Raw genomic sequence first — 24,302 nt, forward strand, 5'->3', positions numbered from 1 at the left:
AGCACAAAGGCTTGTTTGTAATGATATTAACAAATTGAAACAACTATTAAATTAGAATGCAACAGCCCTGCTCTTGAGAGGGGTGGAGGGGTGTGTTATGCAGGCGAGGAGGAACGGTGGTGAACACACCCCTGCCATCGCTCATTCCGGCACGCCCCCTCTCAAGAGGGGAGTTAAAAGTTTCGCCTTATATATCCATCAATTCCTTTTTCTTCTTACTCTTCATCCGTTTAGGCACAAACTCCAATATCTCATTTTTCAGGGCCTCAATCATTCTACGTTTTAAAAAGTTACGCTGAATTACAATGCTTACTTCGCGGGCCGGCTCGGGCGATTTAAAATGGCGAACCTTATCCAGTTGCTTCTCGGTAAGTTCGGCAAGGGCAAGTTCGGGTAATATGGTGGCCCCGTTGTTTTGATCAACCATGCGTTTCAGGGTTTCTACACTGCCGGTATTATATTCAAAATGCTGGAAGCCCCTGGTGGTTTTACGGCGCTGGCAAATGTTTAATACCTGCTCGCGCATGCAATGGCCCTCATTGAGTATCCAAATCTCTTCCATATCGATATCATCGGGCGTAATGCTTTTCTTTTTAGATAGCTTACTGTTTTTGGATACATAGGCTACAAAATTTTCATAAAACACCGGGATCTCGGTAAGGTTGCCTTCGTGAAGCGGGGTGGAGAGTATTCCGCAATCAATCATCCCCAATTTTAGCTGTTGAATTATTTCTTCGGTGGTTTGTTCCCAAACAATCAGTTTCACCTGCGGGTATTTTTCAATAAAGCCGTGAATAATTTTGGGTAAAATATAGGGCGATACCGTAGGGATAATGCCCACCTTTAACTCGCCGGATAGCTCCTTTTGCCTGTCGGTAATAATCTCTTTGATCTTTTCGCTTTCAGATAGCATCACCCGCGCCTGGGCTATAATTTCTATTCCTATTTCGGTAGGTGTAACAGGCTGTTTACTGCGGTCAAACAGCTTAACACCAAGGGTGTCCTCCAGTTTTTGTATCTGCATGCTTAGCGTTGGCTGGGTTACAAAACACTTTTCGGCAGCTACTACAAAGCTGCGATAGGTATCAACAGCCACTATATATTCTAATTGCGTTATGGTCATATTGTATAGATAAATTCTATTCAAATATAACAATTATTGATTTTTTCTATTAGAATATTATCCTCAAGTTTGAATTACAAAACTCAATTGCTATGGAAACTAAGAAAAAACTTACTACTGCATCTGGCAGACCTTACGTGGAGAACGAAAACTCGCAAACCGCTGGTCCGCGTGGTCCTATCCTGTTGCAGGATTACATTCTGCACGAAAAAATGGCTCATTTTAACCGTGAGCGTATTCCCGAAAGAGTGGTTCACGCTAAAGGCTCGGGCGCTTATGGTAAATTAACCATCACACATGATATCAGCCAATACACCCGCGCTAAAGTTTTTAATGCTATAGGTAAGGAAACCAAGCTATTCTTACGTTTCTCTACAGTAGGTGGCGAAAAAGGATCGGCAGATACAGAACGCGACCCACGTGGCTTTGCTATTAAATTTTATACCGAAGATGGCAACTGGGATTTGGTAGGCAACAACACCCCCGTATTTTTTATAAAAGACCCTAAGAAATTTGGCGATTTTATCCATACCCAAAAGCGCGATCCGTATACCAACACAAAAAGTGCTACCATGATGTGGGATTTTTGGTCGCTTAACCCGGAGAGCCTGCACCAGGTAACCATTTTAATGAGCGATAGGGGTACACCATATGGTTATCGCCACATGGATGGCTTTGGCAGCCATACCTTCTCATTTATCAACGCGGCTAACGAGCGTTTCTGGGTTAAATTTCACTTTAAAACTTTGCAAGGCATCAAAAACTTTACCGATGCCGAAGCAACTGAAATGAAAGGTAAAGCACCTGATTTTGCGCAACATGATCTGTTAACCCACATAGATAACGGCGATTTTCCTAAATGGGCTATGAAAATACAGGTAATGCCCGAGGCCGATGCCAAAACATACCACATCAACCCATTTGATTTAACTAAAGTATGGCCGCATGCCGATTACCCGCTGATTGATGTGGGTGTATTGGAATTGAACGAAAATCCTGATAACTACTTTGCCCATGTGGAACAGGCCGCTTTTGCACCGGCACATGTAGTTGATGGTGTTGGTTACTCGCCCGATAAAATGTTGCAAGGTCGTATTCTGTCATACCCGGATGCACACCGTTACCGCTTAGGTGGCAATTACGAGCAAATTCCTGTAAATAAATGCCCTTACCTGGTAAGCAATTACCAACGCGATGGCCAGATGACTGTAAACGGAAACCATGGTTCGGCACCAAACTATTTCCCTAACAGCTTTGATGATATTGAGGTTGACCAAAGCTACAAAGAACCGGCCTGGGATTTTGGCAGCTCGGTAGGGGATTGGTATGACAGGAACGCCGAAGGTGAAAACGATCATTACAGCCAACCCGGTGCATTATACCGCCTGATGGATGCCCAGCAAAAGCAAGACCTTATTGCCAATGTAGTTGGTGCCATGAGCGGCATTGATGGCCCCAAAAAAGACCTGATTATTAACCGCCAGCTTTGCCACTGGTTTAGGGCCGATATCAACCTGGGCATGGCCATAGCTAAAGGCCTGCAGCTTGATTTATCTGAAACGATGAAACATATGCCGGCTTAGTCAGTTGGCAGTTTTGAGTTTGCAGTTGGCAAGCTTAATTCGGTTGGCAAGCTATTATATACAAAAAGCGATGGTGCCTACGCCATCGCTTTTTGTGTTTGAACCGGGATTTACCAGATTAATGTATTCTCTTCCTTTTGCAAATCAAATCCAATGAATCTGATAACTCCGTTAATCCGAGTTCAGAAAAGAAACCTGCAAACTGCAAACCGCCTGCTGCAAACTACTCCACAGTTACAGATTTTGCCAAATTCCTCGGCTGATCTACGTTGCAGCCGCGCATTACGGCTATGTGGTAGGCTAATAGTTGTAACGGAATGGTTGCTATCAGCGGCACAAATGCTTCGTGCGTTTGTGGTATCTCAATTACGTAATCAGCCATGGCACGTACTTCGGTGTCGCCTTCGGTAACAATGGCTATCACGTGGCCTTTGCGGGCTTTTACTTCCTGTATATTGCTGATTACTTTCTCGTACGATGAATGTTGCGTAGCAATAACCACAACCGGCATGTCATCATCAATTAAGGCGATAGGGCCGTGCTTCATCTCGGCGGCAGGATAACCCTCGGCATGGATGTAAGAAATCTCTTTAAGCTTTAAAGCGCCTTCTAAAGCTACCGGGAACGAGCTGCCCCTACCCAGGAACAGGCAATTGGTGCTATCCTTAAATTTAGCCGCAATTTCCATAACATGATCATTGCATTTCAGCGCTTCCTCAACCAATTGTGGTATCTGGTTTAGCTCGGTTAAATATTCAACCAGTTTGCTTTGGGTAATTTTACCACGTTGCTGGGCAATGTAAAAAGCGATAAGCGTTAACACACTCACCTGGGCGGTAAATGCTTTGGTTGATGCTACACCAATTTCTGGTCCGGCATGGGTATAAACGCCCGCGTGTGTAGTGCGCGGGATGGATGCGCCCACCACGTTGCAAATACCAAATATGGTCGCCCCTTTTTCTTTAGCCAGTTCAATTGCTGCCATGGTATCGGCAGTTTCGCCCGATTGGGAGATGGCTATTACCAGGTCTTTTTCGGTAATGATAGGGTTGCGGTAACGGAACTCAGATGCGTATTCGACTTCTACAGGTACGCGGGCATACTCTTCTATCAGGTATTCGCCTACCAGGCCTGCATGCCATGAGGTACCACAGGCAATGATAATGATTCGGTCGACATTTTTCAGTTTCTCGGTATATTCTTTTATACCGCCCAACTGCACTTTACCCTGCTGCGGATAAATACGGCCGCGTAAACAATCACGGATGGATCGTGGCTGCTCGTAAATCTCCTTTAACATAAAGTGATCGTAGCCGCCTTTTTCCAACATTTCCAGCTTCAGATCCAGCTCCTGGATGTATGGAGTTTGTACAGAGTTATCGATGTTTTTAATCAGCAGGTTATCGCGGTGAATGTAGGCTATCTCGTTATCATTTAAGTAGATCACATTTTTGGTGTACTCCACAATCGGCGTAGCATCAGACGCGATGAAATACTCGCCTTTGCCAACACCAATAACCATCGGGCTGCCTTTTCGGGCTGCAATGAGCAAATCGGGCTCTTCGGCGCTCATAATCACAATAGCGTAGGCACCTATCACCTTGTTTAAGGCTACCCTCACCGCTTCGCGTAAATCGAGGCCGGTTTGGCTCATGATATCTTCTATGAGGTGAATTAAAACCTCGGTATCGGTGTCGCTTTTAAAAACGTGGCCTTTGGCAATCAGTGTTTCTTTGATGATGCCATAATTTTCGATGATACCGTTGTGAATAATAGTAAGCTTACGATCGCCGGATGAGTGGGGGTGCGAGTTCCTGTCGCTTGGCGCGCCGTGGGTAGCCCAACGGGTATGCCCCATGCCTATTGATCCTTTAAGGTCAATATCTTTTACAAACTTTTCAAGATCATCAACCTTACCGGCCTTTTTGTAAACCTTAAGTTCTTTATCTAACAAGGCAACACCGGCGCTGTCATAGCCCCGGTACTCTAACCTGTGTAGTCCTTTTATAATAATAGGATATGCATCCCTGAAACCTATATAACCAACAATGCCGCACATAGAAAAAATTTAGTATTTGATTTGGCGCAAAAATATCAGCTATATAACATACATCACAGGCAATTATTTTAATTATTTAATAAAAGAGCAACTTTTTTTCGTACTTAAAAATATTTTTTAAAAAGTACTTTGGGCTTAAATAAAAAAATCCCCTAAGCGGGGATTCTTTTTATTTAAATCTGTTTTAAAGCGATGCTTTAGTATTTTGGAATTTTAGTGTAAATCAAATTCAATTTGATGCGGTAAGGCGAATTTTTGTCGTTACCAATCAATATGGCCCGGGCCGCGATTTGCGCGCTTGGCGTTATGGCGGTTGCCCCGGTTGTTGAGTTTACCTCACTGGTGTCAATAGGCGCTATGTAAGTTCCGTAATCAACCGTTTTTTTACGGATAAGATTTTGAATATAACTGGTGATTACAAAGCGGTAAGCTTTAACCGGCTCTTTGGTTGTGCGGGTGTAAAAGCCACCAAATAAACCTGCCTGGTACAACGCGTTAGTGGAGTTTGCATCCTGGATCAATATGCGTTGGTTGGCAATATCTAACTGATACATGGATAGCTTGGATAAAGGCGCGTATGGTACGCCAGAACCCGGTACTGGTGTTATTACCAATTCGGCACGGTTAAGTACTATAGAATCGGGATTTAATTTATCTAAACCCGGGAATGCTATTTTTGAACGTAAGCCACCTAAACCTTGTAAATAAACCGTTGTTTGTTTCACATTAGCGTTTTTAGCGGCCTTTACTGCGTCGCTGTAAGTCCGCTTAATTTCGGCCACGTGTATTGGGAAGGTAAGCCTCGCCGTGTTGGTATCTACTTCTAAGGAATCTTTGGTAACACTATTGGTTGTTACACTTGTAACTTTGGCAGCTTTATAAAAAACATCTATATATGATGAGGCGGCCGCCAGGTTTAATTGCAATGTACCTCCAGCGTTTGAAGCCTGGGATCTTTGTAAAGTAACATATAAGCCTTTAACCGCGTTTTGGAACGCCGCGTCAGAAGCTAAAGTTGCTCCGCTGGCATTAAACAGGTTGTCATAAATAAATTTTTTGCTAAATGGTATACGCAATTGAGGCGCAACACGCTGTACCGTATCAACGGTATCTTTACGTATCCTTACAATAGTTAAACTATCGTGAGTGTTTGCAGTAAAGGTTTTGGTTGCCAATACCGTCGACTGAGAATTCCAATGAGTAGTACTGTAATAGGTTGATGTTGTTGGCTTATCTGTAAGCTGATAAACGTTAACCTTATATTTAGTAGCAACCGAGTCGCCGTAAAAGCCATTGGCGTAGCCCAAAACCATTACCACCGAATCGATCGTTAGGGTACCGGCAGGCACGGTATACGGAGTAGTTGGCATTAACAAGGCAAGCGCTACATTTGATTTTACAGTACCAAATGCAGGATCAACAAATTCGCCCAGGGGGGTTTTAGCTAACGCCGATGTGACTACAGCGGTTGAATCTTCATCAACCGTATTGAAGGTAATATTGGTATCAACAAGCAAAGTGCCGCTAATTTGGTTTGATGTATCAACACCTAAACCAATACTATCCTGGCGCTTACAGCTATTCAAAATAAAAAGACTTATTAACAGGGTCAATAAGTCTAATCGGAAAAATTTCATATATAATATTAAGTCTTATGCAACATGCACCAATTCGTCGTTGGTAATTTCGTCGTAAAAATTGTAATAATTTTCGAAATCTGCGGTAGAATCAAATTCCAAAACCGATTTATTGCTGTTTTTAACATTATTTAACACATCTGCGTCGATATTTTCGCTGGCCAAAACAATCCCGTCTGAGTATTGAATAGCACCTGCGTAAAGGGCAGAATTTGTTCCTTCTTTGTAAGCATCAACGTGCTCTTCGGTCATGTTGCTCATGATTGCTTTCTGAGCAAACTCGGCACCCAGCTTATCTTTAAAATCATTCTCGTAAATAGAGTAAATGATTTTTGAATGTTTAAAAGTTGGATCGTCTTTGTAAGTAGTTTTCAGGTATGCAGGCACCAAAGCGCTCATCCAGCCGTGGCAGTGAATGATATCTGGAGCCCAGCCTAATTTTTTAACAGTTTCTAACGCTCCTTTGCAAAAGAAAATCATCCTTTCGTCATTGTCTGCGTAAAATTTACCGTCTTTATCACCAAACACATGTTTACGCTGAAAATATTCTTCATTATCTAAAAAATACACCTGCATACGTGCTGCCGGAATAGATGCTACCTTGATGATCAGCGGGTTGTCATTATCATTAATGATAATATTCATGCCCGATAAACGGATAACTTCATGAAGGCGGTTCCTGCGCTCATTGATATTGCCAAAACGCGGCATCAGAATCCGAATCTCGAATCCCTTCTCCTGCATAGCCTGCGGAAGTTGGCGTGTTATTTCAGCAATTTTTGTGAGTTCAAGGAAAGGAGACATTTCATGAGTTATAAACAATAGCTTAGATTTACCCATCACTTAATCAGTATTAAAAATATGTAAAGAGGTCAAAAAATTTGAGTCTGCAAATATAATCATTATTATATGAACTGTCAACGAATTGTACAAGTAACTTTTGGTATTTTTTGCGTAAATGCACACCTTTACCAAATTTTGTAAAGGTTATTGCATTGAAGATATTTACCACCAGGCAGGAAGTAGCGCAATATTTTACCCATAAAACAGGCAAAACCGTTGGTTTTGTGCCAACTATGGGCGCGCTGCACAATGGCCACATATCATTAATAAAGCAGGCACAGCAAGTTTGTAACGAAGTTGTGTGCAGTATTTTTGTAAATCCCACCCAGTTTAACGACCCCAAGGATCTTGAGAAATATCCACGCCCCATAGCTGCCGACATAGCCATGCTGGAGCAGGCCGGATGCGATATTCTGTTCAATCCATCGGTATCAGAAATTTATGATGATAATGAGAAATGGCATTTGGATATAGGCCGGCTTGAACATTTATTAGAGGGTGAGTTTCGCCCGGGGCACTACCAGGGTGTAATGCAGGTGGTGAATAAACTGTTTAATATTGTTAAGCCCGATATGGCCTTTTTTGGCCAGAAAGATTACCAGCAGTTTATGGTGATCAGTAAAATGGTAAACTTGATGCAGATGCCCGTAAAGCTGATCATGTGCCCCATAGAACGTGAAACCGACGGCCTGGCCATGAGCTCACGCAATATTCATTTAACTGCCGACGACAGGCAGCACGCCCTTATCCTATCCAAAGCGCTTAGCTGGGTTAAAGCAAATTTTAATACTGAAAGCATTCCCGCGTTACAGCAACATGCCAAAAACATGATTAACGCCGAACCCGGCATCGGACTTGAGTATTTTGAAATTGCCGACGGCGATACACTGCTGCCAGCCAACGCCGATACTAAAAAAAATGTTGCCCTTGTTGCCGCCCGCGCAGGCAAAACAAGATTGATAGACAATATGTTGATTATTTAGTTTATGGTTGATGGTTCATGGATCATAGTAAAAAGGTTTTGGTTGTGAGCGATGAGTTCATCACCTTTTCTACCATGATCTATGAACCATCAACTATGATCTGTAACCATCTCATCTATATGTAAACTTCGCAACCATGATCTATGAACCATCAACTATGATCTATCAACTATTAACCATCAACAAAAAAGTTTATAACTTTGCACCATGATTATTGAGATATTGAAGTCCAAGCTTCACAGGGTGAAAGTAACGCAGGCAGAACTGAATTACGTGGGCAGTATTACAATTGATGAGGATTTGATTGAGGCGGCTAACATTATCCCCAACGAAAAGGTACAAATAGTAAACAATAATAACGGCGCCCGTTTTGAAACCTATGTTATTAAAGGCGAGCGTGGTACCGGTACAGTTTGCTTAAACGGCGCTACCGCAAGGCTGGCCCAGGTTGGTGATATTGTGATTATTATGTCATACGCGTATATGGAAGCCGATGAGGCCCGCGCTTACGAACCCATATTGGTGTTTCCTGATGCCGATAACAAATTGATAAAGTAGCACAACTGTTTTATTAAAAGAAATTAATACCAGCGGCTCAAATGAGCCGCTTTTTTTATGCATGTTTTTCAACCCGGGAGCCACTTAACAATTAAATAACACGTTAACAGGCGTAATAATTTTAACCGGATTTTTTAATAAAGTAATTTAGCGCCTCGTAACATCACTCCTTATCAATGAAGCTATCTTTAACTTCTGTATTGCTTTTTATTACATCCCTATGTTTTGCACAACGCCAAAATGTTTACTTTCTGAAAAACAATGGTATTTATGTATCCACTCGTGATAGTGCAGATTTTATCCGCGTAATAAGTGAGCCAGATTCGGGAAGCGCGCAATATAACGTTAAAGAATATTACGCAAATGGGGCGAAAAAGCTTATTGGTAAATCAGTAACTATAGATCCCCAGAAATTTGACGGATTAAAACTGTCGTTTTTTAAAAACGGCCAAAAAGAGAGTGTTACCAATTACAAAAACGGATCAAAAGCAGGCGACGAATTTGATTATTTCCCTAACGGTAAAATATACTTGCAAAAGTTTTATCCTGATAACGGCAAACCTGATAATAAATTCAGAGACGATTTCAATATAGTTGCACTTAACGACTCTATTGGCAGAAGGCTTTTAACTAATGGCACTGGACATTATCAAGCTTATGATGACGACTTCACTTATGTTAATGAAGAAGGCGAAATGAAAAACGGGAAAATGACCGGCACCTGGAAAGGGGACTTCAAAAATGAACATATCACGTTCACTGAAATTTATGACAATGATGTTTTAATATCCGGTACAGCGATAACAGAGGACGGTAAAAACACAAGCTATACTAAATCGAGATTGACCATACCAGAATTTAATGGTGGAATACCCGCATTTTCCCGTTATTTAGGTGATAATATCGTATATCCAATTTATGCGCGCAAAAATAACATAGAAGGGCGTGTAATAGTGAGTTTTATAGTTGAAAAAGACGGCCTTGTTTCAAATATAAAAGTTGCGCGATCTGTAAATAAGGAATTGGATGAAGAGGCGGTAAGGGTAATTAAAGAGTCTCCCCGATGGACACCTGGAACACGATTTGGCTTACCTGTAAGAATTGAATACGCGGTACCAATAGCATTTACACTGAAAAACTAACTGCAGTTTTACCGCTCCCTCGGCTCAGACCCGATACTGAGCGATAGCTTTAGGTTGGCATCAACCGGGGCGCCTTTACGCAACAGGTAAACCATTCGGATACGTACGCCCGGTTCCCTTACAATTTCATCCAAAAAGTGGGAGTTATCAATATCCAGTATAACGCTATTGCCAGAGTTAGCGGCGATATCTTTACGTATAGCTACCAGTACTTCATCGCTGCCATCGGCTTTGGCCATATAAACCCGCAGTGCAGATATGTTGCCGATATTATAATTAGATGGTTCTTTTGATTGTAATTTGGCCGATATCATGCGCACTTCGCTTATCTTATTGGCATTGTTCCCATCCTTGGTAAAACCTTGGTCTAAACTATTGGCCATACTTATCACCGTATGCGGCTCGCCTGTGGTGGTAGCCGCCGGAATAGTTAAATCGGCAGTGTACGGAAACGTAGATTTCATGATAGACTGCAACATACCGCAGCTTCCAAAAAGCAGAATAGCAGCAAGCAGAAAAAATGTAGGTTTCTTCATCATCGTTAATTGCTGTAAGTTAATTGTACTATATTACAATTACAAGTTTAATTGGTTTAGAAGTGCATTGCACCGTATAAATATATTAAGATTTTATGGAAACAAATAGTTTGCTAAGTGTACTGAATAATATAAATATTTTGTCGCCCTCCATACAAACCGAATTGCAATCGTATTTGGTTGAATACCATTTTCCTAAAAAGGCCTTGCTGTTAAAAGAAGGGCAGGTTGCGCAGCGTATATACTTTGTTAAAGAGGGTTTCACCAGGGCTTACTACCATAAAAAAGGGAACGAATACACCAGTTGGTTTATGGGACAGGGTGAAATCATACTATCGGTTTATAGCTTTTTTTCAAGAAAACCCTCTTTTGAAAACATACAGGTGTTGGAGGATAGTGTGCTGCAATCTATCAATTGGGATCAATTACAAAGCATCTATAAAAACCACCCCGAATTTAATTTAACCGGCAGGCTTATTACGGAGCAATACTATATCCGCAGCGAAGAGCGGACCATCAATCTGCAAACACTTACGGCGAAGCAGCGCTATGAAAATTTACTTGCAACCTATCCCGGCATTTTGCAGAAGGCATCATTGGGGCAAATTGCCTCCTTCCTGAGCATCAAACAGGAAACGTTAAGCCGGATAAGAGCGAAGTAACCGTTTTTGATATAAGTCAAAACTTATCGGTCCCATCTGTGCCGAGATTTGATTTAATCAAAAATCACTATTATGCTTGTTATTATATTAGTTTCCTTTGCTCTTTGTTTCCTTATCGAAAAACTTTTGCCAGGCTGGAAACTTCCCGAAGTACCTACCTGGACGATCAGGGTACTTGCCATAAATTTTGCCCAATTGCTTATTGTTGTAATTGCCGGCTATAGCTGGGAAAAATGGCTGTCGGGCAGTTCAATGTTTCACCTATCGCAACACATCCCTAATTGGTTTGGCGGTGTTGTGGCCTATTTTATAGCAACCTTTATTTTTTACTGGTGGCACAGATGGCGTCATGAAAGTGATTTTTTATGGCGACATTTCCACCAGATTCATCACAGCGCGCAACGCATAGAAGTAATTACTTCCTTTTATAAGCACCCGTTGGAGATGACTGTAAACTCTGTTATAGGGAGCCTGTTGGTGTATACGCTTTTAGGGTTAAATCCCGAAGCCGGGGCTATTTATACTTTATGTACCGCGTTGGGCGAATTTTTTTACCACACCAACATTAAAACGCCTAAATGGATCGGCTATATTTTTCAACGCCCCGAAATGCATCGCATTCATCACGAGTATGAAAAACACAGTAATAATTACGGCGATATTGTTTGGTGGGATATGTTATTTGGCACGTACAGCAATCCGCAAAATTTCACAACATCGTGCGGATTTGATACCGAGAAGGAGCTAAAACTCACAAAAATGCTAAAATTTAAGGACGTACACAAAATGTGAACATTTATTGAAAAAAAACATGAATTGTGTCACTCAAAATCCTATCTTTGCACCCCGACACTGAGGTCGGGATTTCTCGCCTTCAGTGCATAGGAAAAATCGTTTACCGGCCCATAATAACCGGTAACTTTTGACTTAGAACTTTTGATTTAAAAAAAAGCCCTATGCCCAAAGATAATTCCATCAAATCCGTTCTGATCATCGGCTCTGGCCCCATCATTATTGGCCAGGCCTGCGAATTTGATTACGCCGGCTCGCAAGCCGCCCTTTCCCTTAAAGACGAAGGTATTACCGTATCCATCATTAACAGTAACCCCGCCACCATCATGACGGATAAAGTTATTGCCGATCATGTTTACCTCCTACCTCTTGAGCCTGAAAGTATTGAGAAAATATTACAGGAACAGCAAATTGACGCAGTACTGCCTACCATGGGCGGCCAAACCGCGCTTAACCTTTGCATTAGTGTAGCAGAGCGTGGCATATGGGAAAAATACGGTGTTAAAATTGTTGGTGTTGATTTAGATGCCATCGAAAAAACCGAAAACCGCGAAGCATTTCGCCAGTTAATGGTTGATATTGGTGTTGGCGTTGCCAAATCAAAAATCGCGAACTCGTTTCTTGAAGGTAAAGAAGGCGCGCAGGAAATTGGCTTCCCGCTGGTTATCCGCCCAAGCTATACCTTAGGTGGTAAAGGAGCTGGCTTTGTACATAAAAAAGAAGATTTTGATGCAGCTTTAAGCAAAGGCTTACAGGCATCACCTACCCATGAGGTTTTGGTTGAACAAGCCGTTATAGGCTGGAAAGAGTACGAGCTGGAGTTATTGCGTGATAACAACGATAACGTGATCATCATCTGCTCTATCGAAAACTTCGACCCGATGGGTATCCATACCGGCGACTCGATCACCGTGGCTCCGGCCATGACCCTGAGCGATCGCTGCTACCAGGAAATGCGTAACCAGGCCATTAAAATGATGCGTGCCATTGGTAACTTCGCAGGTGGTTGTAACGTACAGTTTTCGGTTAACCCTGCCGATGAATCAATCATCGCCATTGAAATTAACCCACGCGTTTCGCGCTCATCTGCCCTGGCATCAAAAGCAACCGGTTACCCAATTGCTAAAATTGCCGCTAAACTGGCTATAGGTTACAACCTTGATGAAATAGAAAACCAGATCACCAAAACAACTTCGGCTTACTTTGAGCCTACTTTGGATTATGTGATTGTAAAGATCCCTCGCTGGAACTTTGATAAATTTAAAGGCGCTAACCGCCAGCTTGGCTTGCAAATGAAATCTGTAGGCGAGGTTATGGGTATTGGCCGCAGCTTTATTGAGGCATTGCAAAAAGCCTGTCAAAGTTTAGAGATCGGTCGTGCCGGTTTAGGTGCCGACGGTCGCCAGAGCCGCAACCTTGACGAAATTATGCACAGCCTGGAGCATCCAAGCTGGGACAGGTTGTTCCACGTTTATGATGCTTTAAGCCTGGGTGTACCAATTGAATCGGTACGTAAAGTAACCAAAATTGATCGCTGGTTTTTGAACCAGATTATGGATGTGGTTAACTTAGAGAATGAAATGCGCCGTTATTCACTGAATAACATACCAACAGATTTCTTATTCACCATTAAACAAAAAGGTTTCTCAGATACGCAGATAGCCTACATTTTGGGTAACGTTACCGAAGAGGACGTTTACCAGCGCCGCAAAGCCTTAGGCATCAACCGCGTATACAAAATGGTTGATACCTGCGCTGCCGAATTCCCTGCTAAAACACCTTACTACTACTCTACTTACGAGGGCGAGAACGAATCGATCTCATCTGATAAAAAGAAGATCATCGTATTAGGATCGGGCCCTAACCGTATTGGGCAGGGCATCGAATTTGACTACAGCTGTGTACACGGTTTGTTAGCCGCCAAAGAAGCTGGTTTTGAAGCCATCATGGTTAACTGTAACCCAGAAACGGTATCAACCGATTTTAACATGGCCGATAAGCTTTACTTTGAGCCGGTTTACTGGGAGCATGTACGCGAAATCATCGAACTGGAAAAACCTTACGGTGTAATTGTACAGCTTGGTGGCCAAACGGCTTTAAAAATGGCCGAGAAAATGCACGAGCATGGCATCAGGATCATCGGTACATCGTTTAACGACATGGACATTGCCGAAGACCGTGGTCGTTTTAGCGATCTGTTAAAAGATTTAGATATCCCTTACCCTAAATACGGTGTTGCTGAAAGCGCTGAAGAAGCTCTTGAAGTTGCACACCATGTAGGCTACCCGGTATTGGTGCGCCCAAGTTATGTATTAGGTGGGCAGGGCATGAGCATTGTAATTAATGACGAAGACCTGGAAAAAGCTGTAGTAAGCTTATTGAAAAACCTGCCGGGCAACCGCGTATTAATTGACCACTTCCTTGACCGCGCTGCAGAGGCAGAGTCTGACTCGATAAGCGATGGCGACGATGTACATATTGTTGGTTTAATGGAACACATTGAGCCTGCCGGTATCCACTCGGGCGACTCATACGCCGTATTGCCTCCATTTGATCTATCAGACAATGTGATTAGCCAGATGGAAGAATACACGGTTAAAATTGCTAAAGCATTAAATGTGCGCGGCTTGCTAAACATCCAGTTTGCCATCAAAAACGACCAGGTTTATGTGATTGAAGCCAATCCACGGGCTTCACGTACCGTGCCTTTCATCGCGAAAGCTTACGATGTACCTTACATTAATATAGCGGCCAAAGTAATGCTGGGTGCCAACAAGTTGAAAGACTTTACCATCGAACGTAAACTATGGGGTTATGCCATCAAAGAACCAGTGTTTTCCTTTGATAAATTCCCTGAGGTAAACAAGGAATTAGGCCCTGAAATGAAATCGACAGGCGAGGCTATCCGCTTTATCCCCAATCTGCAAGACCCATATTTCAGAAATCTGTACAAAGAGAAATCAATGTACCTGAGCAGATAATTAAAACATTAAATTACTATTTGTTGTAATTTAAACATTAATAGCATTTGCCCGCGGTTTATACCGCGGGCAATTATTGTTCAATTTAGTTGCTAATAGTTTGAAAGTTAATTCAAATAACCAGGGCATCAACCTTAACAATGTTGATCCTGATGATTTAGGTGAAGTTCTTGTAAAAATTGAAAAATCATTTAATATCAGTTTAGAAGATACCTCTGTTAAAGAGGTTAAAACTTTTGGAAAGCTTTGCGATATTGTTGTTGAAAAAGTAAAGCATGTAAACAACGAAAGCTGTACCACCCAGCAGGCGTTTTATAAAATCAGAAATGCCATCAATTCTACCGTTACAGCCCCAAGGGAGATGGTAAAACCCCAAACCAGGCTTGAAGATATTTTTCCGCGCGATAACCGTGTTGTGGTTATTAACGAGATAGAAAAAGAAATGGGCTTTCAGCTCAACCTGCTTCAGCCAAAACAAGGCGTTATAGCTACTTTTGCTTTTGTACTTATCGCATCATTGGCTGGTTTCTTTTTTGAACCAGTAATGGCGGCTGTAGGCTTAATAATCGCTTTGGCGGGTTTCGCGCTTGCCGGCCGGTTTGGTAAAGAACTTAAAGTAAAAACCCTTGGCGATTTGGCCGAAAAAGTTGCTAAAGAACACCACCTTAAATGTAAACGCGAGGCAGCGACGGTGAACCAGGCAGAAATAGCACAAAAGGTTAAAGAACTATTTACCCACGATCCTTATTTAGAACCCGCTGTTTTAACCCGCGACGCGAGGTTTAATTAATAAGTTTTCTGTTACTAAACACAAAACCCTTATTATGCAAATACCGCGCAATAAGGGTTTTGTATTTAATTAGCCCGGCATTAATGGTATGCCGCTAATTGGGTTTAGTTAATTCTATTTATCAACCAGCAACCCTCTAACTTCAAACGTTACTTTTCTGTTGGGATCGGTTTTTACTTTGTGTTGCTTTTTGCCAATCACAGTATCGCCGGCAAGGTGTTGCAAATCATCAGCAATAAATAGTTTTTGAGCTATGCCATCAATAATTACAGTGCGCCCGGCTATTTGCTTCGGCAGGGTAATGTTATAGTCTTTAAAATGCGAGGCAATAATTTTACCGTTACCGGCATCCATTTCAAACCAGCCGCCTTTTTCTTTGGTCACCCTGATTACTTTGCCCGAAAGAGCCGTAGTTATCCTTGTTTTTTTACCCATGAAGGCTTCTACCTTATCGGCCGTCATTACGGTGAGGGTATCTGGTTTTTGGCCGTAAACCATGCCGTGAGGTATGGGTATATGTTTTTGGGCAGATGTCGATACCGCGCAAAACATTGATATAAAAAACAACAGTAATTTCATTGTTACAACTTTTAAACACAACAAGGTAACCTGTAAAATGTTGCCTGCGCGGCTTATTGAATTTTAACTGTTACATTTGCCGCTATTAAAGCGTATATATTCACTGTAAACTCATTTATTTGCTTTCAATTTGTAAACATCATTTACTTAAATGTTAATGAATGTTAAAATCGACCAATAAAGTAATAAGCTATAGCAAGTTGTTTATTTTTACGGTGCATAAATACCCTTGCTATATTAATTTGTATAATTTAAAATGAACAAAACCCTTACTCAATCCGCGCTATCTGTAGCAGTTCTACTTACCGTTGCTTTAGCCGGAACAGGATGTCTTAAAAGCAATAATTCGGCAAGTTTGCTTCCGGTTTTAACAACAAGAGATGTAGTTAAAGATGCCGCCGATACCAGCGCTCACAGTGGTGGACTCATTACCGAAAACTCTACCGATGCCATTACTTACAATGGTGTTTGCTGGAGTGCTACCAACTCAACACCAACTATAGCCGATTCAAAAACCCAGGATACTGTTCTTAATTTGTATTTCAGAAGCAGGATGAAGGGACTTAAAGTAAATACAAAATATTATGTTCGTGCTTATGCTACAAACGCCGCGGGTACAGCATATGGCAGTGTAATTGAATTTACTACCGGGGCCGACCTTACAAGCAAAGTGGGTACTGTAAGTACATTTGCAGGCAGTGCTACACCTGGGTTTAACGATGGCACAGGCTCGGCCGCGTCTTTTTACAGCCCCGAGGGTATTAACATTGATGCCAGCGGTAACTTTTATATAGCGGATGCGCTGAATAGCGCTATAAGGAAAATGACAAGCGGCGGTGCCGTTACTACGCTTACCGGCAACGGCACCATTGGTTATGTAGATGGCGCTTTAGCCGATGCCCGTTTTTATGCGCCGCAAGGTTCGGTTACCGATGCTACAGGCAATATTTACGTTGCCGATTTTAGCAATAACATGATTCGTAAAATTACCCCGGCCGGTGTTGTTAGCACCTTAGCCGGAAGTGGTACAGCCGGTTATGATGACGGCGCAGGCGCTACCGCTACCTTCAATAACCCAAGGAGTATTGCAATTGGTGCCGATGGTAATCTTTACGTTGCCGATATGGGTAATAACCTTATCCGTAAAGTAACTACCGCAGGTGTGGTAACTACATTTGCAGGTAACAGGGCAGCGTCACAGGTTGATAATACTACAGGTACCAGCGCGTCATTCAACAAACCATCGGGTATTACGGTTGATGCAGCAGGGAATTTATATGTAGCCGATGCAATGAACTACGCTATTCGAAAAATTTCTGCCGCGGGAGCTGTTATTACTTACCTTGGCGATACAAGGCACAGAGTGGTGGGTACCCCATCGGCCATAAGTATTGATGCCAAAGGCAATATGTTTGTTACAGATCAAACCGGCCGTGTATTTGAAATTACCGCCGATAAAACATTGTTAACTTTAGCCGGAGCAAGCGCCACAACCGGCTTTACCGATGGCGCAGGAAAAACAGCCCAATTTGCGGGCCCTAAAGGCGTTGTAGCCGACGGTAACGGAAATATCTACATAACCGATTCTGGTAATAACAGCATCCGTAAAATAGTGTTACCTACGGGGATATAATTTTGACTGTGAGACGATAGGACTTTTGGACCATGGGACGATAGGACTATACGATGTATAAAAACAGAAAGAGGAAACCTTACGGCATTTCCTCTTTCTGTTTTTATACATATTCTTTAGCTAAGCTCAGTCGGTTATCCTATCATCCAAAGATTGAAAATTCAAAACCAATCTTTACCCAACTCCTATGGAGTTCCAAAGTCTTACAGTCTTATCGTCCCATGGTCCAAAAGTCTCACAGTCCCCAAAATTATCCAAACAACTGCCCGAATACTTCCTCAATGCTACTTACTATCTTGATATCGATGTCGTAACGCGACAGGTCCATGCGTTTTTTATCCTGGCCGCCTGACGGGAGGTTGTATTTAGAGATAAAGATTTGGTTGAAGCCTAATTTCTGGGCTTCGGCAATGCGTTGTTCAACCCGGTTTACGGCGCGAATTTCGCCGGATAGACCGATCTCGCCGGCGAAGCAGGTTTTAAAGGGAATGGGCATATCCTCGTGCGAGGAGATGATGGCCGCGGCCAGGCCCAGGTCTATAGCCGGATCTTCCACCCGGATGCCGCCGGTGATATTTAAAAATACATCCTTGGCGGCCAGCCTGAAACCGCAGCGCTTTTCTAACACGGCCAGCAACATGCTCATTCGTTTGGTATCAAAGCCAGTTGCGGTGCGTTGTGGCGTGCCATAGGCCGACGTGCTTACCAAAGCCTGGGTTTCTATCAGCATAGGGCGCATGCCCTCTAAAGTGGCCGATATGGTGATGCCGCTTAAAGGCTCGTCCCGGTGCGATAACAGGATCTCGGATGGGTTGGATACTTCCCGAAGGCCTTCGCCAAGCATTTCATAAATGCCCAGTTCTGATGCCGATCCGAAACGGTTTTTAATGGTTCGCAGTATACGGTACACATGGTGTCTATCGCCCTCAAATTGCAGCACGGTATCAACCATATGTTCCAATATTTTGGGGCCGGCAATCATGCCATCCTTGGTAATATGGCCTATCAGGAAAACCGGGGTGGATGTTTCTTTAGCGAAGCGCAGCATTTCGGCAGTACATTCCCGCACCTGCGATACGCTGCCCGGTGTAGATTCGATATGCTGCGAATGCAGGGTTTGAATGGAATCAATCACCACCAGATCGGGCTCCAAAGCCTCAATTTGCTTAAATATGTTTTGGGTTGATGTTTCGCAAAGAATATAGCAGGCGCCTCCTATTTCGGATTTAGAATTTAGATTTTGGGATTTGGAGCCTGGTCCCTCGGGAGCCAAACGTTCCGCTCTCATCTTAATTTGCCTTTCGCTTTCCTCGCCAGATACGTACAGCACTTTGATGTTGGGCATATTAAGCGCCAGTTGCAGCATCAGAGTTGATTTACCTATGCCTGGTTCACCACCTATCAGCACTAATGAGCCGGCTACTATGCCACCACCTAATACCCGGTTAAATTCCTTATCTGGAGTTAGCGTGCGATGCTCTTCGCTAAAAGTGATATCCGTTACCTGCACCGGCTTATTGGCCCGCTGCTGTGTAGTTGATGAGGGTTTCCATGCCGGCACCGCGGCGTTACCTTTATCAATAATTTCCTCAACAAAAGTATTCCATTGCTGGCACGATGGACATTTACCCAGCCATTTGGGCGATTCAAAGCCACAGCTTTGGCAGAAATAAGCGATTTTGGTTTTAGCCATTATTTGATGTGCAAATTACAGATATGCAAATATGCAGATTAATAGTTAATTTACTAATTAAATTAGCATGGTTGATAATTTATGTTTTGCTCGTGATATCTGCGATTGACCTGATCAAGATATTACAAAATATTACCACCATACTTTTTGTCGCATTTATCCCCTAACAATGTCATAACCCACCCTCATTATTTGTTTATTAAATGATAGTTTTGTTTAACCAATAATGCCAAACGATGAAAACCGTATTTGACAAAGCCACACGCGATCAGTTAATTACCCGTATTAACTCTCTTAATGAAAACAGCAAAGCCGAATGGGGCAAAATGAATATTTACCAAATGCTGAAACACTGCACTCTGGCCGAAGAGCTGTATTTAGGTTACAGTACCCATAAGCGCGCGTTTTTGGGCAGGCTGATAGGCAAAATGGCATTAAAAGGCATGATAAAAGACGAAACGCCGATGAGCCGCAACGCGCCAACGAGTCCGCATTTTATAGTAGCCGAAACCAGCGGCGATATTGAGGCGCAAAAAAAACGCTGGATTGCGCTGACGGAAGAATACGCCGGTTTTGATAAGCCTGAGTTTGTACACTGGTTTTTCGGTAAAATGACAAGGGAGCAGTTAGGTCAGTTTGTTTATAAACATACCGATCACCATTTGAGGCAGTTTGGGGCTTAAGGAGAGTCAAGAATCAAGAACCAAGAGTTAAGACAAAAACAAGTTTACGATTTTGGGGATGTATGGAGATGTAGTTTATGCCGATGTTTGACTAAACTCCCGCATGTTGCAGCCCGTGGGTAGCATGGTTGCAGCTTTCAGCTGCGCTATTGTGTTTGTTCCGTTGTATTTTCAATTTCCTTTTTAGCCTTATCCATTGTTTTTATAAACTGAATGTAAAACCAGGTATGTATGGCAAAAAAAGGTAATACTATGGGCAGTACCATCATCCACATGTCCAGGTCATCGGCCGAATCGCTTGCGGTAATAAAAATAATGCAGAGTAAAAGAGGGACAAGATACCATGCAAAAAAACTATAGGTTCGTTCTTGCCTGATGCCGGGATATAAATTTAAAAATATGCTGGTTGCACTTAAAACAAGTATGAGTGCCAAAAATACGCCCAGCATACTTACCAAAAAAACAGCTTGTCCGCCCTCAAATCCTTGAGATTTGTTTGATGAAACTATCTGTACACCCAAAAATACCGCAAGCGGACTAAGCCCCAATGTAATCAGCCAACTCTTTCTTAATTGGTTTAAAACGGCATCCCTGTCCATTTGAATTTAAATTGCTACAAAATACAAAATTAAACAGTTAGCCCAAAATCAACAATCCCGGCCAATTGCCCGGCCGGGATAAGTCGCTTAAATATAATCTAACTAAATCTCAATTAGTAGGATTCAACGTTCGTTTGGCCGCAATGGCCTTCTGATAATCATAGGTGGCGTTATTAACTGGTGGGGTTGTTTTCGCCGTCTCTTTAACCTGCGCTATGGGCGCGGTAGGTTTGGGGGTAACTTCCTTTTTGCAGGATACCGTTGTTGCTATGGCAGCAAGGGCCAGTAGTGACAAATGCTTTTTCATAATCTTCGTTTTTTTGATTTAAAATTTCCTGTTTATATCTTGTTTTGGCCTGTTATTGCGTAACCGGATTTACAAATTGCCACATGGCGCTGTACCATCCTGTTTGCGCACCGGCATACTGGGCCACCCCGGTTTGGTTTTCAATGTGTATCCACTCGCTGGTTTGCCACCTGTTTTGAATATAGCTCCAGCCATCAGTAGCCGTTGCCGACGACCACATGGCGCTGTACCATGATGTATTGGCCGTTGTACATTCCACATTGCCGTTCTGATCTTCCACATGCATCAGGTTGCCGGTGGCGCGGTTTTTAAGCAGGTAATAGCCGCCCCCCGCGTCAACTTTTGTCCACTGGTAGGCATTACCGCTTGGGCTTGTGCCGTATGCTACCTTGCCGTTTCCTGCATCGTATAAATAAGCATTGGCTACAAACCGGTTCACTATCTGGTAGTAGGTAGTAGTACCACCGGTGTTTACGGTGATGGTAGCAACAGCTGTTTTAGCGCCATCCTGCGTTGTAGCGGTAATGGTTGTCGTGCCCGCTGCTTTGCCGGTAACTAGGCCGGTTGCGCTTACGGTGGCTACGGTGGTATTGCTCGATGTATAAGTCACCGTTTTATTGGTAGCATTTGCAGGGGCTACGGTGGCTGTAATTTGCTGTGTAGCATTTACGGCGATGGTGGCTGTGGTTGGACTTACCGTTACGCCGGTAACGGCTACCGTGGTGCCTGGATTGGTATCATACCAGGTACCGTTTACATACCATCCATTTTTGGTGCGGTTAAGATCGGCTGTTTGGTTGGTGCCATCATTAAAGATGAGGTTGGTGGAGGTGATGTTGGTAAATGTGTAGCTAAACCAGCCGTTGCCTTCGCTAGTCATGTTAACGCCGGGCCAGGTGCCATCGGCCAGTACGCCGGCAGGCGCGGCGCTCCACCAGTAAATTTTAATGCCGGTACCCCAACCCGACGGTGCCGAAAAGTGCACTGTAAAGCTGGTACCTGCGGTTACAGTAATTGTTGAAGTGGCAGTTTTAGCGCCGTCGGCAGTTTTTACGGTGATGGTAGCTGTACCTGCTGCCACGGCGGTTACCAGGCCGGTAGCGCTAACCGTGGCTACGGAGGTATTACTGCTCGTCCAGGTTACACTGGTATTGGTTGCATTAGCAGGAGCAATGGTCGCGGTTAATTGCTGGGTAAGGCCGGCGGTAACAGAGGCTGTAGTTGGTGATACACTTACTCCTGTTACCGCAACGGGTGCCACATTGGCATTGGTTAAAACAATATATTGAAATGGCGTTAAGCTTTGCACCGCGCCCGATGTTAAAGTTTTGGCCGTGCCCGAGTAAGCATCATTATAAGTACCCGCCATTCCGGCCGGAATAGTGTAGCTTGATGTGGCGTTGCGCAGGTTAACCATTACCGCGACTTTTTCGGAGCCGGAAATTTTGGTGAAGGCACACACATTGGCGTCGGCATAGCTGGTCATGGTGCCGCGGCGGATGGCCGTGCTGCTTGTGCGGTAATTGAGCACCTTGGTAAACTCGGCTGTAACATTAGCGTTTTGCGACCAGTCTATCTTCACGTTGGTATATGGCCACAAGATTTGCTGATTAAAAGCTACCTCCTGGCTGCCAAACAAAAATGGCACACCCCGCATGTAAGCGCACACCACAAAGTTGGCCATTACGCCCGCCGTTCCCTTAAAAATAGTAAGCGGACCACCATCGCTTGAACCATCCACATCGTGGTTATCGGTATAACGAATCATTTGCTGGGTGCCGGTTGCGTCAGTGTACTCGTAATTGGTACTGTTGGTGATATCGCTGGTAACGTTTTCGCCGTTGAGGGCTATTTTTTTAAGAGCGTTGTAGTAAAACTGGTCGCCAAAATTAAAATCGAACCCGGTTTGGAAGTTTTCACGACGATCTCCTTCGGCAAACATCAGCAATTTGTGGGTGCTTATGCCGCGCAGGTTGCTGATGGTTTGCGTCCAGAAATCAAGCGGCGGGTTGTTGGCAAAATCGCAGCGGAAACCATCCACATTGGCGGCAAACACCCAATAGCGCATGGCGTTTACAATGGCTGTGCGCAATGATGTATTGCTCAGGTTAAAGCCTGCTATATCCGGAAAGGTAGCCAGCTGCGTAATATTGCCGCTGCCATCGTGGTTGTACCAATCGGGATGTTGGGTTGTCCACGGGTGATCCCATGATGATCCGTTCACCACAAAATCGAGGATCACGGCCATGCCACGGCTGTGCGCGCCATCAACCAAAGTGCGTAAATCGGCTAAGCTGCCATATTCTGTAGCCACACTGCCAAAATCTTTAATGCAATAAGGCGAATTTGAGCTTTTGGCGTCGGTACCATGCGGATAAATGGGCATCAGGTAAATTACGTTGGTGCCCACGGCTTTAATATTATCAAGGCGGGCGGTTACCCCGGCCAGGTTGCCGGCAGCGCTAAAAGGGCGAATATTTACCTGGTAAAGGTTAACATCCATGGGGTTGGGCACATTGGCAAAGGGCGTACCGTACTGGGCGGGGTCCTGCGCATGCGCCGTTGCGGTAAACAGGGTAAGCAAAAAGAGCATTAATTTTTGCAGCCCTTTTCCTTTCAGGCGGTGCCATACATCAAATAGAGTTGTTTTCATAATTTATTTCGGTTAAGTAATTGCTTATTAACCGTTCCCGTAAACTGATGCATGAACATGCCGGCGCACACCTAAGCTGCGCAGGTAGTTATTCATCCCATGAAAAAAATAGTACTGGTCTATAATTGCGCACAATTGGTCGTATCATGCAATTCAAAAGTAGTTTAAGAATTAGTTGAAAATTGTTATAGGAAGAGTCAATATAAATTTTAACAATTTTAATTTTTAATTAAATAATTGATAAACAGTTTGTTATGTAGTAGTTGGGTGATGAGAAATATAAATTATAGAGACCATTTAATAAGCTTGTTTTTAAGTTTTTAATACGCTTGGATAGCAAGAATAAGGGATGGTATTAGTTTATCACGGTGTATCGGATAATAAATGTTAACGTCGCCTATAACTCCACCTGGTGGAAGAAGTTTTGGTAGGATAGCAAATTTGAAACTAAGGTTGGGTGAACGGA

20 protein-coding genes are annotated in these 24,302 nt (G+C 43.3%); 10 read left to right on the forward strand and 10 right to left on the reverse strand.

Translation table 11 applies throughout. The annotated features are described in order from the left end of the window. Positions 1–187: 187 nt before the first annotated feature. The gene (locus QWZ17_RS24370; RefSeq protein ID WP_290307938.1) at positions 188–1,123 is read right to left on the reverse strand and encodes a hydrogen peroxide-inducible genes activator; all 936 of its coding nucleotides are present in this window, start codon (positions 1,121–1,123) and stop codon (positions 188–190) included. 92 nt (positions 1,124–1,215) lie between these two features. On the opposite strand from QWZ17_RS24370, the gene QWZ17_RS24375 reads away from it, so the two are divergent. Continuing rightward, positions 1,216–2,706: a catalase gene (locus tag QWZ17_RS24375; RefSeq protein ID WP_290307939.1), complete on the forward strand. Its 1,491-nt coding sequence runs from the start codon at positions 1,216–1,218 to the stop codon at positions 2,704–2,706. A 223-nt stretch (positions 2,707–2,929) separates the two neighbouring features. Here QWZ17_RS24375 and glmS read toward each other — a convergent pair whose 3' ends face one another. The 3 genes from glmS to QWZ17_RS24390 all read right to left on the reverse strand — a co-directional run bounded on the left by glmS (position 2,930) and on the right by QWZ17_RS24390 (position 7,242). After that, on the reverse strand, positions 2,930–4,765 hold the full coding sequence (gene glmS / locus QWZ17_RS24380) for a glutamine--fructose-6-phosphate transaminase (isomerizing) (RefSeq protein WP_290307940.1): 1,836 nt from the start codon (positions 4,763–4,765) through the stop codon (positions 2,930–2,932). Between the two features lie 197 nt (positions 4,766–4,962). Then, the gene (locus QWZ17_RS24385) at positions 4,963–6,402 is read right to left on the reverse strand and encodes a DUF4270 family protein (RefSeq protein WP_290307941.1); all 1,440 of its coding nucleotides are present in this window, start codon (positions 6,400–6,402) and stop codon (positions 4,963–4,965) included. 15 nt (positions 6,403–6,417) lie between these two features. Further along, complete coding sequence (locus tag QWZ17_RS24390; protein WP_290307942.1) at positions 6,418–7,242, reverse strand: glycogen/starch synthase; 825 nt, start codon at positions 7,240–7,242, stop codon at positions 6,418–6,420. A gap of 155 nt (positions 7,243–7,397) precedes the next feature. Here QWZ17_RS24390 and panC point away from each other — a divergent pair, with 155 nt between their 5' ends. The 3 genes from panC (at position 7,398) to QWZ17_RS24405 (ending at position 9,928) form a co-directional block, all read left to right on the forward strand. Continuing rightward, on the forward strand, positions 7,398–8,228 hold the full coding sequence (gene panC / locus QWZ17_RS24395) for a pantoate--beta-alanine ligase (protein ID WP_290307943.1): 831 nt from the start codon (positions 7,398–7,400) through the stop codon (positions 8,226–8,228). Positions 8,229–8,435: 207 nt separating this feature from the next. Beyond that, positions 8,436–8,786 (forward strand): aspartate 1-decarboxylase, encoded by a 351-nt coding sequence (gene panD / locus QWZ17_RS24400; protein WP_290307944.1) that lies wholly within the window; start codon positions 8,436–8,438, stop codon positions 8,784–8,786. A gap of 176 nt (positions 8,787–8,962) precedes the next feature. After that, entirely contained in the window at positions 8,963–9,928 is a 966-nt protein-coding gene (locus tag QWZ17_RS24405; protein WP_290307945.1) for an energy transducer TonB, read from the forward strand. 8 nt (positions 9,929–9,936) lie between these two features. Here QWZ17_RS24405 and QWZ17_RS24410 read toward each other — a convergent pair whose 3' ends face one another. Further along, positions 9,937–10,467 carry a hypothetical protein gene (locus QWZ17_RS24410; RefSeq protein ID WP_290307946.1) on the reverse strand — a complete coding sequence of 177 codons (531 nt, stop codon included), beginning with the start codon at positions 10,465–10,467 and terminating at the stop codon, positions 9,937–9,939. Positions 10,468–10,559: 92 nt separating this feature from the next. Here QWZ17_RS24410 and QWZ17_RS24415 point away from each other — a divergent pair, with 92 nt between their 5' ends. From QWZ17_RS24415 to QWZ17_RS24430, 4 genes are all read left to right on the forward strand, one after another. Further along, positions 10,560–11,126, forward strand: a complete 567-nt coding sequence (locus QWZ17_RS24415) for a Crp/Fnr family transcriptional regulator (RefSeq protein WP_290307947.1) — start codon at positions 10,560–10,562, stop codon at positions 11,124–11,126. 72 nt (positions 11,127–11,198) lie between these two features. Continuing rightward, the gene (locus tag QWZ17_RS24420; protein WP_290307948.1) at positions 11,199–11,918 is read left to right on the forward strand and encodes a sterol desaturase family protein; all 720 of its coding nucleotides are present in this window, start codon (positions 11,199–11,201) and stop codon (positions 11,916–11,918) included. Between the two features lie 164 nt (positions 11,919–12,082). Further along, positions 12,083–14,899: a carbamoyl-phosphate synthase large subunit gene (gene carB, locus QWZ17_RS24425; protein WP_290307949.1), complete on the forward strand. Its 2,817-nt coding sequence runs from the start codon at positions 12,083–12,085 to the stop codon at positions 14,897–14,899. A 100-nt stretch (positions 14,900–14,999) separates the two neighbouring features. After that, positions 15,000–15,689, forward strand: coding sequence for an acyl carrier protein (locus QWZ17_RS24430; RefSeq protein WP_290307950.1), 690 nt, complete (start codon positions 15,000–15,002; stop codon positions 15,687–15,689). Between the two features lie 114 nt (positions 15,690–15,803). Here QWZ17_RS24430 and QWZ17_RS24435 read toward each other — a convergent pair whose 3' ends face one another. Next, a complete protein-coding gene (locus QWZ17_RS24435; protein ID WP_290307951.1) occupies positions 15,804–16,268 on the reverse strand; it encodes a DUF4920 domain-containing protein in 465 nt (154 codons plus the stop codon). Positions 16,269–16,524: 256 nt separating this feature from the next. On the opposite strand from QWZ17_RS24435, the gene QWZ17_RS24440 reads away from it, so the two are divergent. Next, positions 16,525–17,901 (forward strand): NHL repeat-containing protein, encoded by a 1,377-nt coding sequence (locus QWZ17_RS24440; RefSeq protein ID WP_290307952.1) that lies wholly within the window; start codon positions 16,525–16,527, stop codon positions 17,899–17,901. Between the two features lie 250 nt (positions 17,902–18,151). On the opposite strand, the gene radA is transcribed toward QWZ17_RS24440, so the two are convergent. Next, positions 18,152–19,594, reverse strand: a complete 1,443-nt coding sequence (radA, locus tag QWZ17_RS24445) for a DNA repair protein RadA (RefSeq protein ID WP_290307953.1) — start codon at positions 19,592–19,594, stop codon at positions 18,152–18,154. Between the two features lie 236 nt (positions 19,595–19,830). On the opposite strand from radA, the gene QWZ17_RS24450 reads away from it, so the two are divergent. Further along, entirely contained in the window at positions 19,831–20,277 is a 447-nt protein-coding gene (locus QWZ17_RS24450) for a DUF1569 domain-containing protein (protein ID WP_290307954.1), read from the forward strand. 146 nt (positions 20,278–20,423) lie between these two features. On the opposite strand, the gene QWZ17_RS24455 is transcribed toward QWZ17_RS24450, so the two are convergent. The 3 genes from QWZ17_RS24455 to QWZ17_RS24465 form a co-directional block, all read right to left on the reverse strand. After that, positions 20,424–20,876, reverse strand: a complete 453-nt coding sequence (locus tag QWZ17_RS24455; RefSeq protein WP_290307955.1) for a hypothetical protein — start codon at positions 20,874–20,876, stop codon at positions 20,424–20,426. Between the two features lie 109 nt (positions 20,877–20,985). Then, positions 20,986–21,183, reverse strand: coding sequence for a hypothetical protein (locus tag QWZ17_RS24460; RefSeq protein WP_290307956.1), 198 nt, complete (start codon positions 21,181–21,183; stop codon positions 20,986–20,988). 52 nt (positions 21,184–21,235) lie between these two features. Beyond that, on the reverse strand, positions 21,236–23,836 hold the full coding sequence (locus QWZ17_RS24465; protein WP_290307957.1) for an Ig-like domain-containing protein: 2,601 nt from the start codon (positions 23,834–23,836) through the stop codon (positions 21,236–21,238). Positions 23,837–24,302: the final 466 nt, after the last annotated feature.

The sequence above is a fragment of the Mucilaginibacter flavus genome (assembly GCF_030409315.1).
GTDB lineage: Bacteria > Bacteroidota > Bacteroidia > Sphingobacteriales > Sphingobacteriaceae > Mucilaginibacter > Mucilaginibacter flavus.